The following is a 14,075-nucleotide window of genomic DNA, read 5'->3' as shown; positions in this document are numbered from 1 at the left end:
AAAGTTATCCTGCTACTTGAGCATATTTCTTAAAGTTTTCCGCTTGCTCAAAGATTTCTTTATACACTTCATCGTGATCAATCGGTGGATAGCCATATTCAGCAAGCAGGACAATCAGATCGACTTTTAGTTCAGCTCGAATATCTTCTCGATCACTCCAATCAGGGTAGCTAGACTTATCATCTACTACTGCTTTAACCGCTTTGGCTAAATCTAATAGCTGATCTTCAGGGTAGGTGAAATCATATTTCACAGCCAAAGATTGAAGGATGTCATAGAAAGCTTTCTCTTCAATGCCAATTCCAAGATCGGCAAATGAGCCCATTTCTTGCTTTAAATCTTGGAGTAGATTCATAATTTCATTTGAGAAGTCTTCAAGAACGCCACTGACTAAAATGCTGTCTTCTTTACGTTCGTTATAGCTATCAACCAAAGCTTTAAAACGTTTGGAGAAATCAATAGATTTAGTTTTGTTCACCTGTTTAAACTTGCCAATAGCTTTAGCCAATAATTTTTGCAACAGTTTAATCTTAGTGTTCGGGAGCTTAATTTTTTCTAGCTTAGCTAAGTAATCATCTCCGAAGATATCAACCTCACTAGACTCCTCTTCACCAATCTTAAGAATTTCATCAACTCCATCTGCTTCTAAAGCGTCTGCAATCATCTTTTGCACTTGAAGATTCATTTGAGCAGTATCAGGAGCATCACCCCTCGTTAGCTTAAACACGATAGAACGTACAGCTAGGTAGAAGTGAATAATATCTCGTTCATCCTGACTAATCTTTTCAGAGCCATTGCAAACGTCATACGCTGCTTTTAAACGCTTCACAAGCTGCATAAAACGATGTTCTAGCTCCTTGGTAAGCTGAACATACTCAGATGCCTTATTTAAGCACTGAAGCTGTTTTAAAGGCTCTCCTGAAAAATAAGGTGAGGTATCAAATTTATTAAATAGATCCTTCAACAATTCTAGATGATCTTTAACAACGATAATGGATTGCTCAACATCTTCAAAGTTTTTTGCATCAGATTTATTGTAATGAGCTAAAGCCAACTTCATTTGGTTTTTAATACCAATGTAATCGACTACTAAACCTTTCTCTTTACCCTCAAATTTTCGATTCACACGAGAAATCGTTTGAATTAAGTTATGTTGTTGAATTGGTTTATCAATATAAATCGTATCTAGGAAGGGAACATCAAAGCCTGTCAGCCACATATCGACAACAATCGCAATTTTGAAGTTGGACTTTGGATTCTTAAATTGTCTGTCGTGTTCTTTACGATCATCTTTTGTACCGCAAAGATCATAAAGTTCTTTTTCATCATCTTTATGTCTTGTAGCAATTAGCTTGATTTTCGCATTTGGCTTGATTTCTTTTCTTTCTTGGTCAGTTAAAGCGATACCATCATCCGCTTCTTTAACTTCAGCCCATTCAGGTCGAAGTGCAATAATTTCTTGATACAGACTAAAAGCAATTTGTCGTGATGCACAAACAAACATTGCTTTCCCCATGATTGTAGAGCCTTCACTCACACGGGTTTCATAATGGTTTACAAAGTCTTCAGCAATAGCTTTAATTCGGTCAGGATTCCCTAAAATTAACCGCATATTTGCCATAGCTTTCTTACTTTCTTCAACAGCATAAGTTGAAGCACCATCATTTTCTTGACACTTTTTATAATAATCTTCAATTTCTTGAAGTTTTTTATTGTCTAGCAATACTTTCGCAGCGCGACCTTCATAGACTAGTCGTACTGTAATCTCATCTTGTACTGATTCATTCATCGTATAAGAGTCAACGACATCACCAAATACGTCTAAAGTTGCATCAACAGGTGTGCCTGTAAAACCAACATACGTTGCATTAGGTAAGGAATCATGCAGGTATTTAGCAAATCCGTATGTTTTCTTCACACCGTCTTCAGTTACACGGATTTTTTGATCTAAATTGATTTGACTGCGATGAGCTTCATCTGAGATACAAATGACATTTGTACGCTCAGTTAATAATTCAATGTCTTCTGTGAATTTGTGAATAGTCGTTAAGAAGACACCACCACTTTTTCGACCTTGCAGTAGCTCTCTAAGGTGCTGTCTACTTTCCACACTGATTATTGTTTCATCACCAATAAAGCCTTTTGCATTAGTAAACTGAGCAGAAAGCTGATCATCCAAGTCTGTACGATCTGTAATGACCACAATAGTTGGGCTTTCAAACTCTACACTTTTCATAATCAAGCGTGATAGAAAAAGCATTGTGAAGCTTTTACCACATCCCGTTGCACCAAAATAAGTACCCCCTTTACCATCACCTAATGGCTTACGATGTTTCTTAATATTTTCAAATAACTTATTGGCTGCATAATACTGAGGGTAACGACAAACGATCTTATCGTCTCGCTTAGTCGTATCAGGAAAATAAATAAAATTTCGAATAACATCAACTAAACGTTTAGGCTCGAATAAGCCTTCGATCATGGTATGTAAAGAGTCAATACCGCTCTTTTCAAGGGTTTCATCCCCCGTAACTTTGCGCCATGCATAGAAAAACTCATAAGGTGCAAACAAAGATCCCATCTTTGTATTTACCCCATCACTAATCACGCATAGGGCATTGTATTTCATAAGCTCAGGGATATCACGCTTATAACGTACTGTTAACTGCTGATAGGCATCATAAATTGTCGCATCTTCACGAATGGCGCTTTTAAACTCAAAGACAACTAATGGAATACCATTGATATAGAGAATTCCATCAGGAATTCTTAATTCATTACCTTGTACTTTTAATTGGGTTACAAATTTTAATTTATTATTTTCTATATTTTGAGAATCTATTAATTGAATATATACATCTTTTCTTTTACGATCCTCTCTCTTTAGCAGAAATCCATTACTCACTAAATCTAAAATACTTTTGTTTATTTCATATATATCTAAGCCACTCAATGATTTTATTTTTTTAATAATATATTGTATTTCATTAGGTGTAAGATTTTTATTTTTATAACGTTTATACAAATAACTTTCTAAATCTTCCTTAAAAAAAACATCATTTACAGCCTCCTTATTTTCACATACAGACATATGATGAATATTTTTCTTGATTAATAATTCTGTTATTGCTACCTCTAATGATGCTTCTGTAAAACTCATTTTATTCCCCCTATTTTGATACAGCAATTTTTGACAATAAGAGCTTAGAAGCTTCTTCAAGCATCATAATTTTCTTTGTAAGTTCAGCTTTATAATTAATGAGTTTTTCAAAGGTATCAGTTATTTGATTAATGCTATTGGAAGAAAAAATTGGTAATTTCTCAATTAAAGCCTTACTTAAGTTTTCTTGAGCCCCACCTATCGCCTGTCTTTTAATCTCTGATTGCTCACTCAAAAGTCTATAATATAAATATGCAGAATCTTGAGTATTTTTACAAATCATGGCACAACAAGCTTGATTGGTAGTTGACTCTACTTTTAAAATCGCTAACTGTGCTGCTGTAGCCCCATACATAGCCATTAGAACAGTATTTGAAGGTAATAACCGAGTAGAGCTTTTCTTAAATCCGAGAGCGGATATTTTTTCTTCTGAATTAAAAATTATATTATTATATATTTCTCCAGTTTTTAACCAATTTATTTCTGGGGGATTCCAGTATTCAAGAATTTCTCTTTTAGGAGTTGCTCCATTTTTCATATCAGAACAAAACTCCTTAATAGATATATCTTTAAAAACTACAGGTATCTCTTTGTCTAAATTTTCTGAGTATGTAAATTCACAATTAGAAGATTTATATGATGTACCTTCTAATTCAGGATCATGGAGATCTTTAGCTAATTCTCTTGTAATTGGAAATTCAAAATCCTCAAACCATTGTTTGTAGATTGCTAACCCAAGCTGATCAATAATTTTTAAATTTTTGTTTGAAATATCAATGCTATTCTTCAATTTAGTGAATTGATCTACTATTTTTTTTTGCTCTTCAAATGAAGGTAATAATAGTTTAATTTCACAAAATTCTTGCCAAGAGAATCCACCTCGAACACTATTATCAGTAGTAAACCAACAGTTTCGATCAAACTCACTTCGTTTACACCACATCATTAAGTATTCTGGATTTAATATATTTGAATCTGTAATTTCGAATACAGTATATGCAGGAGAAACAATAATAGGCTCTTCTTCTTTCCATAATCCAATTGGAAGCATTTCATCACGTCCCACATGCATTGGATTAAAGGCGAATTGTCCTTTTTGAACAACTTTGTATTTTGATAAATCTGTGCCATTAATATTTGCTACTGAAGGCATAAACTCTTTATTGATGTTAATGCCTTTTAGATTGGTCACGTTTAAATCTGTATTGCGATTGGTAACTTGACGAACAAAAGCACCAATTTTTTTATAATTTGATTTCATAACCGAGCTCTTTAAATACGTTCAACAAATCTTGTTTTGATTTTTCTTCAGCTTTTAAAAGCTCAGTAAAATCTGAGCTAAGAGCTATCATTTTTTCATCAAAATCAATATTTTCATCACGGTTTATGAATTCAATATATTTACTTGGTACGAGTGAATAGTCTTTAGATGCGATCTCTTCAATTGTTGCAGAATAACAATACTCAGGAATGTCTTTATACTCAGCATCAAAAGATTTCTGTTGCCACGTATGGAAAGTTTCTGATATTTTTTCAATATGCTCATCTGAGAATTGAATAAATTTCTTCTCGAACGATTCACCAATTTTTCGTAAATCCATAAAGAGTACTTCATCTTCACGATCACGGTATTCACGAGTTAGGTCACCGTGAGGCACAGAGCGTTCTTTTTTATTACGATTCAATATCCATAAAGAAACACTAATATCTGTTGTATAGAACATTCGCATTGGTAGTACAGCAATCGCTTCTACCAATTTATTTTCAATCAGCTTCTTACGAATCTCTTTCTCTGTGCCATCGCCAGATAATGCACCATTGGCAAGAATGAAGCCTGCAACACCGTTTTGAGAAAGCTTGGATACCATGTGGAGAATCCAACCATAGTTGGCATTTCCTGTAGGTGGAACTTCATAGCCTTCCCAGCGAGCATCATTAGTTAACTCATCTGCTCCACGCCAATCCTTTTGGTTGAATGGGGGGTTCGCCATAATGAAATCAAACTTTTGGTCAGGATGTTGATCCTTCGAGAATGTATCTCTGGCTGCTGCACCAAGATCAGCACTAATACCGCGAATAGCTAGGTTCATTTTAGCAAGCTTATAAGTAGCGGTCGTTTGTTCTTGTCCAAAAATCGAAATATCTTTTCTATTACCTTTGTGGTTTTCTACAAATTTCATAGATTGAACAAACATACCACCTGAACCACAAGCAGGGTCATAAACACGACCTTTGTACGGTTCAATCATAGAAGCAATCAACTTAACGATACTCTTAGGTGTATAGAACTCTCCTTTACCTTTACCTTCTGCTAAAGCAAAGTTTCCTAAGAAATATTCATATACACGACCAACAACATCTTCATGTTGGTTGGAGATCGTTTGAATGTTATTGATCTCATCAAGTAATGCAGCAAGCTTACTGACTTCTAAATCAATACGAGAGAAGTAGTTATCAGGAAGCGCACCTTGAAGTGCTTTATTTTTCTTCTCAATGTTATGAAGGGCTGTATCAATCTTAAGAGCAATATCTTCTTGCTTAGCATTAGCAATGAGATAGCTCCAACGAGATTCTTCTGTTAGATAAAAGACATTATCTTGATGATAAAAAGCTTCAATCTCTAAGAATTTTTCAGCATTAGCACCATGCTTTTCAGCAATCTTTTTACGTTGGGCTTCAAATGTATCACTTACGAATTTCAAGAAAATAAGTGATAAAACAATATGTTTATATTCAGAAGGTTCAACACTACCACGTAACTTATTGGCACTATCCCATAAAGATTCTTCAAAACTTTTTACTTTTGATTTGATAGTTTTTTTAGCCACTGAATATATTCCTGAAATTAATACCCCCAATTAAAGCAAATTTTTGATAAAAATAGAATTAACTAGCTTTTATTTGTTTGCTATGAATGTTTTTTATCCAACCATGTCATTTAGACTTAAAATAAAATACCGATTTATTAGCTAAAATTTTACCCTTGTAAATAAGTGTCAATTTTTTTGATACTCTTTAATTGAAGCTAATACTTTGATAAAAAGTGTTAAGAAAACTGTTAATTTTTCATTTTCTTAGATAAATTTTTAAAATCATATACTTAACAAATATTTTAACATATTGATATGACATTAGTTGTGTTCTCGGCGGGGGGGCGATTGTGTTACCGGTGCTGCATGAAATTATTCCGGTCAATATGAATACCCTGCGTCTGGAAGTGCGCCGTGCTGAAGATCAGGCCCTGATTACCCGCGACCGTATGCGTGTCGATGTCATGGCCGAATTTTATGTGCGGGTTAAACCGACCGCTGAATCTATTGCCACCGCAGCACAAACGCTGGGGCAAAAAACCATGTCACCGAATGAATTAAAAAATCTGGTCGAAGGCAAATTTGTTGATTCGTTACGTGCCGTAGCCGCAGAAATGGCGATGGAAGAACTACATGAAAAACGCGTCGACTTCGTGCAGAAAGTGCAGCAGGTGGTATCGGAAGATCTGTTTAAAAACGGTCTGGAACTGGAAACTGTATCTTTAACCGGACTGGATCAGACCAGTTTCCGCTACTTTAACCCGCAAAATGCTTTCGATGCCGAAGGTCTGACCAAATTAACCGAAACCATTGAAGACCGTCGTCGTAAACGTAACGACATTGAACAGGATGCCGACTTAGCCATTAAAGCCAAAAACCTGGAAGCCGAACAGGCGCGCCTGCAGATTCTTCGTGAAGAAGAATATGCCAAGTTACAGCAAGAACGTGAAATTTCGGTACGCCGTGCTGAACAGTTGGCTGAAATTGCAGCGCAGGAAGCAGCTAAAAAACGTGAAGCGGAAGAAGCCCGCATTGATGCTGAACGTGAAATTGAACTGAAACGGATTGGCTCAGCACGTGATGTCGCCAATGAAAATATTTTAAAAGAACAGCTAGTCCAAAAAGCCCAGGTAGAACAGAAGAAAACCATTGAGCTGGCCGAACAGGATCGTGCCATTGCCATTGCGGAAAAATCCCGTGCCGAATCTGAAGCCAAAGCGCAGGCCGATTTAGCCCGTGCTCAAGCGGTAAAAGCAGAAGAAGAAGTGATTACCGTACGTGAAACCCAGCGCGCAGAACGTGCCAAGGCAGTCGAGCTGGTGGCTGCCAAGCAGGCCGCTGAAAAAGATGCGATTGCCATTACCGTTGCTGCTGAAGCCGGCAAACAGGCGGCGGTCGATGAAGCGGAAGCGGTGCGGATTACCGCAGAAGCCAATGCAGAACAGCTGCGTTTAAAAGCGCGTGGTGAAGCCGATGCCAAAGTCCTGCTGGCACAAGCGATGGAAAAACAGTATCAGGTTGATGCTGAAGGTACCCGTGCAGTCAACGAAGCCAATAACATCCTGTCGACGGAACAGGTCGAAATGCAGGTACGTCTGGCCATGCTGAAATACCTGCCAGAAATTATCCGTGAAAGCGTCAAGCCAATGGAAAATATTGATGACATCAAGATTCTGCACGTCAATGGTTTAAATGGGATGGGCAGCGCACATGTCGATGGCAGCGAACACGGTCATGGTCAAGTGGCCCTGTCTGATCAGGTGGTGAACAGTGCCCTGCGCTATCGTTCGCAAGCACCGTTAATTGACAGCCTGATGAGTGAACTGGGTATTCATGGCGGTGATATTAACGGTCTGACCCAAAGCCTGAAATCTCAGCCGAAAATCAATCAGGAAACTTCATCAACTTAAATGAGGTGAATAAAAAAACGCAGCTAAGGCTGCGTTTTTTATGGCTGTTTTTCAATGTTCTATGATGAAGACAGTGGCTGATGAACTTCAAATTTTTCCAGCTGTCCATCTTGATCATAATGTAAGGTCAGATTTTTGGCCTGCTGCAAATACGCCATTTCAGTTGTGTCGACCTGAAAACTTTCCGCCAGTTGCTCAGTCTGAATATGCTCCGGAAAAGCCCGGCGCTCATTATCACGAAAACGCAGCCAGTTATACACAGCCCAGATCAGCAGAATCAGAATAAACACCATAATCGCCAGCCCCAGATAAAACAGGCTGAACGAGCTTTGCGGTGCCGACATCACAAACAGCTGCTCATATACGGTATAGCCCTGAAACAGCCACAGCAACATAGTGATCAGAGGCAGGAATAACCAGATCCAGGCCAGCCAGCCCAGAAAGAACAGTCCATAGCCTGCGGCCTTGTTACGTACATAGCGCGGCTCATCAATATATTCTGGTAGCTCCAGCTGAGCTTCATCCTCAATCATTTTAAATTTAGCCATGCTCGTGCTCCTTGGTAAAACCACGGTCCGGGCTGACCCAGCGTGCACGTTTCTGCTTTTTCAGCAAAGTTTTTGGCACAGACACCACCGTGGTCAGCGCGGTAATCAGCCAGAAAAATAGCGGATACCAGATTACCCAGAAATAGGTTCTCAAGGTACGGTTTTTATCATATTGATGATCGATCATTAAGCTGACCAGAAACTGCAGCAAACAGGTTAGGCCCAAAATCACCCCGTACCACTGCGGCAGAATCGATTGAATCGCCCACTCACCCGGCAAGGGGAAAAACAGCCCATAAAAATACAGCACAAAGATGCCCATAATCACATAGGCCCATAGCACGCTGATGATCGATTCAATCACAATCGGCCACATCCGTCTAAGGCGCCATTTAAACAGTTTTGGCACATAGGCAATTAGCACTTCAATCCCGCCTTGTGCCCAGCGTAAGCGCTGTTTCCATAACCCTTTGAAGGTTTCCGGCATATAGATATAACACAGGGCTTTGGGGACATACTGCAAATCCCAGTGGTCAAACTGCAAACGCCACGAAACATCAATATCTTCCGTAATCATGTCATCACGCCAGTAGCCAATCCGGTCCAGCGCGGTTTTACGAAAACCGGCAATCGCACCTGATACGGTAAAAATCCGGCCATAGGTGCGCTGCGCGCGTTTAATCAATCCAATAATTGAAGAGAATTCACCGACCTGAATTTTACCCAGCACGCTGGAACGGTTAATAATCCGTGGATTACCGGTAACCGCCCCGACACGCGGAAAGCTGGTCAGCTGATGCATCATCCAGAATACCGCGTGTGGATGCAGCAGCGCATCACCATCAATACAGACCAGAAATTCATAGCGACTAACCATTGCCCCGGCTCTTAAGGCATAGGCTTTGCCCTGGTTTTCGGCCAGATGGACCACCCGCAGCTTTGGATATTGCGTGGCCAGTTCATCCAGAATTGCTGCAGTCCGGTCCTGACTGCCATCATTGACTGCAATTACTTCAAATTCCGGATACTGGCTTTGCATGGCAAACTTGATGGTACGTCTGACCTGCTCTTCTTCATTGAAGCAAGGAATGATAATACTGCAGCCTTCATCGCTCGGTTCAGGGAAATGATCCTGACGATGTTCCCGTTTAAAATAAAACCAGATCCCGCCCGCAATCCACAGCCAGGCCATCAACAAGGGATATAAAAATGCAAAACCAAAATAAAAATCGTTAAAACTCAATTTCGAGAACACTTCCATCATTGCGGCTCTCCCTGTTCCAGGACATAGGGATCACGATAACTCAGCGGACTTGCATTCAGGCTCAACGCCCGGTACAGGTGCTGATGCACGGCCTGCCCATGGGTCGGCTGATAATTATCAATACCAATTTTTTGAATGCCCTGACGTCTCAGCTGCTGATACATCTGCTGATAATGCCGCCACTCTGTTGCAGTGCTATCCGAATTGATCTGCAAGTTAATCATCAAATGCTGCTTTTCACGATCATTTAACTGGTTTAAAGCCTGATGCAGATTTTTGATGGCTTGGGGGGATGCCAACGGATCGACAGCCAGATACAGGAAATCGGCATGATCCGGCAGTTGCTGCAGCAGTTTTTTCAGTCCGTCAAGTGGCTGATTCTGAATCTCCAGCTTTAATGCAGTCTGATAGTTATTACTGATATTGGCATAGTATTTACCCTGGCTTTTGGTCCGGTTCTTGATGCTCAACACCTGTTGCAGCTGTGCCTGACAGCTTGCACTCCATTCGGCCTGAAATACGGTGCAATGTAGCGCATCGCCGGTTTCAATCATCAGCCCTTCAATCGAGCTGTTGTTTTTCACCAGATCTGCGGTCAATTCTGCCAGATCATAACCTTGCTGGGTTTCCAGACTCAGCGGCATTTCTGCATATACCCGATTAGCAATTCGGGTCCGGGCCTGCCATACCACCCGGTTCAGCAAATCCTGAGCCACCGGCAAGCTTCGATTCGGAAAATAAGCCACATCAATTTTGCCATCGGCATTCTGATCGGCCACCGCATTCAAAACCAGTGTATTGGATTGAAAGGCATTAACCTGATTAAGCAGCTGACTCAGATGTGCTTCTGATGCGGTGATATTGCTCCCCGCCAGATCTGCCAGGTTAATGCGTAATAAACTTTTGCGCTGCTTATGCGGCGCCCGGCTATTCATTAAGAAGTCTTTGATTTCACCAAACACTTCTTCAGGTGATGGGTTTTCCGTAATCAGGGCACGCTGATAGGTGGTATCGGCATCGGCCAACGTCAATACACTGCCCAGACTAAACGACATTGGTAGACCGGCTTCACGGGCCAGCGCTTCAGTTTCCTTGGTCACCGCACCATACGGCCAGAAAATAGCACGGGTATTAATTCCTAATTCGCGATCCAGAATCTGCTTTGATTGACGCAAGTCTTTTACCACTCGCGTCGCATAGGCGCGATCAGATTCATAACGCTGCTGGGCCGGGAAATATTCACGGGTAATCGCGGCTGGCTGCTGGTTTAGCTGCGGATTGGCAATAATCCCGTGATGCAAGTCATCACTGTGTGAGGCAAACTCGACCAGACCGGATTGCTGCATTTCACGCATCTGCGGCCAGTTCATCAGGTTGCCCTCCCCATAGGCTTCATAGGCATCTTTGGTATTGCCATTAATCCAGCTGGTCGGAATGGCAAAAACAGCCGGAACCTGATGCAGTTTTAATAAGGGGAAAATATGGCTATAGCTGCTGAGCGCGCCATCATCAATAGTTATTAATACTGCTTTTTCCGGTAAGGCTGTCTTATGCTGACGGGCCTGCCAGACATCTTCTAACCGAATAGGCTGCCAGCCATGTTCCCTGATCCATTGCAGGAACTGGGCAAAGTTATGGGTGCTGATGGCGTATAGATCACGGTCACCCTGTTTGGCAACGTCATCACGCACATCATGAAAAGTTAAGGTAACAAATTCATAGGCCTGCGCATCAAGCGGTGCTGTAGTTGCTGCTGGCGCTGTGCTGGTCTCGGCCTGCACGGTCAAAGGAGAATAAACACATGCAGCAATACAGGCACTCAGGAGTAAAGCGGGTTTCATTTGCATTAGAATCGTCCTTCAAAGCCGAATACTGCATAGGTTTTTTCTTCTGTTTTGCCATCGTACGGATGGCTGCCCCAACCAATGCCATAGTGCAGTTTCCAGGTTCGTGACACACGCCAGTCATGGCGATACAACAGGTTATATATCGGCTCATTGGAATAATCTTTCTGTCCAAATGTGCCCAGCGTCAGTTCAAAATGCTGATTAAAATGTTGCTCATAACGACGCCAGGTCATCCAGTCATGTTCCAGTTTCAGCTCTAAACTATGGCTGGATTCAGGATTAAAATAATCCACGGCGACGGGCTTATTTTTTCCATAATAGCCGCTGAGCGTGGCACGACTCAGATGATGCGGGGCCTGATAAAACTGCTGGCTAAAATAGGCCTGATATTCCTGACGGGTGTTGCCATCATCAATATCGGTCAATTGAAATTGTGCACCGGCTTTACGCGACTCGTTGGCCTGCCAGTTAAAACCCGCCCGATACGACTGTCCTTCATGTGCTTTGGCCATTGCCTGCAACGGAATATCGGCCTGGGTATTCACCGCCAGATGATATTGCCAATGATCATTTAACCAGTGTGACCAGTCCAGTGCAGCGCCCACACGGTCTTCATCTAAAGATTGAGACAGCAACAGGCTGGCATACTTGCGATCTTTGGACCAGGCCACACCCAGACCTAAACGCGGATCATCCAGGGTGCCATCTTCATAACGCCCCTGCCGATGCTGATGGTCAATAAAAACCTGATAATGCTCATTTAGCCACGGGCTGTTAAGACGGGTCCAATGGGTACGCTCTTCTGAACCTTTTAAACGGTTCAGCAACTGTTCCTGATCGGAACGACTTTCAGAAAAATAACTTTCATGCTGAATGCTGAAATGATCGCGATCCTTTAATTCTTTGCGGCTTAATTGCACACCGGTATCATCTGCAGCCGTCTGTAACAAGGCCTGATTCAGCTGACGCCAGCCCCTAATATCATTCAGGGCTTGGGCATTTTGCATCTGGTTAATCTGGGTGATTTGACTGACCTGATCCAGGCCATTCCACTGCTCCAGCGTTTGTTGGGAAGTCAGTGGTTTTTCACGCCAGCGCTGAATTTGTGCCAGATTGTTCTGATAGGCCAGATTATTCGGTGCAATTGAAACCAGGGTTTCAAAATACTGCTCGGCTTTGGCATGTTCGTTGCGGTAGGCATAGTTCAGCCCTTTTAAAGCCAGATACTGCTCCCGGTCTTCATGGGTACTGCGGTCCACGCCTTTGGCCTCGCTATAACGATAACGCGGTAACTGACGGTCCATGTCCTGAATCAGCTGATCAGCCTGCTTGAATTTTTCCTGTTCGATATAGGCATAATACAAACCGGCATACACCGTATAGTCTGCATAGTTCTTTTCCTGAAACAGGCTTAAATACACCGGTTCAGCCAATTCCGATTGTCGGGTGGCCAGATAGGCATCGGCAATGGCATGGCGTACATAAGCCGGCCAGTTTGCAATTGGCTGATGCTGCTGTTGCACAATTTTCAAGACCTGCTGATGACGCTTACGCTGTCCCAAGGCATACAGATAATCGGCATAGAATGCGCGCTGCAGTTCGGCGTCAGCTGCCACCTGTGGTTCATGTGCAGCCATATCGGCCAGTACCGCATCCAGCTCGGTATAGGCTGTTGCATATTCACTGCGCAGTTGTGCCGTTTTATAGGCCTGTACTGCATTCTGAATCCGGGTAGAAAACTGGTGCTGTTTGACTTGCAATAATAAACGAGGATGGCTCTGTGCTAACTGTTGTTGCAGCAGATAGTTCTCTGCTGCATGATGCTTGCCATTAAGCATCAGCGACAGTACATATTGTTCATGGCCTGCAATGCTGCTTTGCTTTTTTAATCCGGCTTCGGCTGCCTGCAAGGCTTGTACCGGCATATTCAGGATACGATAGGTATAAGACAATAAACTCAGGTCATCGGCACTAAGCTGTTGCCATTGCAGGTTTTTCAGCAACGTTTTAGCGGCTGCTGCCTGACCCGACTCGGCTTCCAGTACCGCGTGCCAGACTTTGCCGCTGGCCTGGGTATTTAAAGGCTGAAACCGGGCCAGATACGCTTTGGCCTGAGCGTACTGCTTGGCATCACGGAGCACCTTGATAGCGCTGACCTGGGCATAGGCAGGAAAGGTTTTAGGTTGAATCTGCTGCGTTAGGCGGTATAAATCCTGTGGATGTACCACAGGCTGACCATAGGCCAAAACTAGATAATCCGCAATTAACTTTTGATCTGTGGGAAATTGAGCTAATAACGCCTGCAAGCGATTGAGTCCAGAGACCACCTGCCCGGACCGAACCATCTCCACCGCGTGCTCACGTTGCTGATCAAGCGTATTGGCATGAGCAGAAGAAAAATAAAAAAGAGCAAAGCGACAGACACTGAATCGGCATGATCGTTGTTATTTTGATCATATAAATTCTCAAGTTTCTGATAATTATTGCTCTATATTCTATTAAAGTGTGATGTAAATCATAATTACTAAAACAATCA

At 41.9% G+C, this 14,075-nt stretch carries 7 protein-coding genes and 1 pseudogene; 1 reads left to right on the top strand and 7 read right to left on the bottom strand.

From position 1 onward, the window contains the following. Positions 1-4 precede the first annotated feature (4 nt). From ACVLR6_RS03950 to ACVLR6_RS03940, 3 genes are read right to left on the bottom strand one after another with little or no spacing between them, the layout of a single operon-like run. Positions 5-3,160 carry a type I restriction endonuclease subunit R gene (locus ACVLR6_RS03950; protein WP_455995869.1) on the bottom strand — a complete coding sequence of 1,052 codons (3,156 nt, stop codon included), beginning with the start codon at positions 3,158-3,160 and terminating at the stop codon, positions 5-7. A 10-nt stretch (positions 3,161-3,170) separates the two neighbouring features. After that, positions 3,171-4,421, bottom strand: a complete 1,251-nt coding sequence (locus ACVLR6_RS03945; protein ID WP_160243462.1) for a restriction endonuclease subunit S — start codon at positions 4,419-4,421, stop codon at positions 3,171-3,173. Further along, complete coding sequence (locus tag ACVLR6_RS03940; RefSeq protein WP_160243463.1) at positions 4,405-5,988, bottom strand: type I restriction-modification system subunit M; 1,584 nt, start codon at positions 5,986-5,988, stop codon at positions 4,405-4,407. The genes ACVLR6_RS03945 and ACVLR6_RS03940 overlap by 17 nt, the downstream gene beginning before the upstream one ends. A 302-nt stretch (positions 5,989-6,290) precedes the next feature. Between ACVLR6_RS03940 and ACVLR6_RS03935 the strand changes: the two genes are divergently transcribed. Then, a complete protein-coding gene (locus ACVLR6_RS03935; RefSeq protein WP_455996153.1) occupies positions 6,291-7,880 on the top strand; it encodes a flotillin domain-containing protein in 1,590 nt (529 codons plus the stop codon). Positions 7,881-7,939: 59 nt separating this feature from the next. Here the strand turns inward: ACVLR6_RS03935 and pgaD are convergent, their stop codons facing one another. From pgaD to pgaA, 4 genes and pseudogenes are all read right to left on the bottom strand, one after another. Beyond that, entirely contained in the window at positions 7,940-8,428 is a 489-nt protein-coding gene (pgaD, locus tag ACVLR6_RS03930) for a poly-beta-1,6-N-acetyl-D-glucosamine biosynthesis protein PgaD (RefSeq protein ID WP_005176275.1), read from the bottom strand. Next, positions 8,421-9,689 (bottom strand): poly-beta-1,6-N-acetyl-D-glucosamine synthase, encoded by a 1,269-nt coding sequence (pgaC, locus tag ACVLR6_RS03925; protein ID WP_171065070.1) that lies wholly within the window; start codon positions 9,687-9,689, stop codon positions 8,421-8,423. Before pgaC ends, pgaD begins: the two co-directional genes overlap by 8 nt. Continuing rightward, entirely contained in the window at positions 9,689-11,539 is a 1,851-nt protein-coding gene (pgaB, locus tag ACVLR6_RS03920) for a poly-beta-1,6-N-acetyl-D-glucosamine N-deacetylase PgaB (protein ID WP_455995867.1), read from the bottom strand. Before pgaB ends, pgaC begins: the two co-directional genes overlap by 1 nt. Further along, positions 11,539-13,899, bottom strand: a pseudogene (pgaA, locus tag ACVLR6_RS03915) (poly-beta-1,6 N-acetyl-D-glucosamine export porin PgaA); the annotation flags it as partial. The pseudogene pgaA and the gene pgaB, both read right to left, overlap by 1 nt. Positions 13,900-14,075: the final 176 nt, after the last annotated feature.

The sequence above is a fragment of the Acinetobacter sp. T63 genome (assembly GCF_053852345.1).
This window is presented reverse-complemented; position numbering and strand designations above follow the sequence as displayed.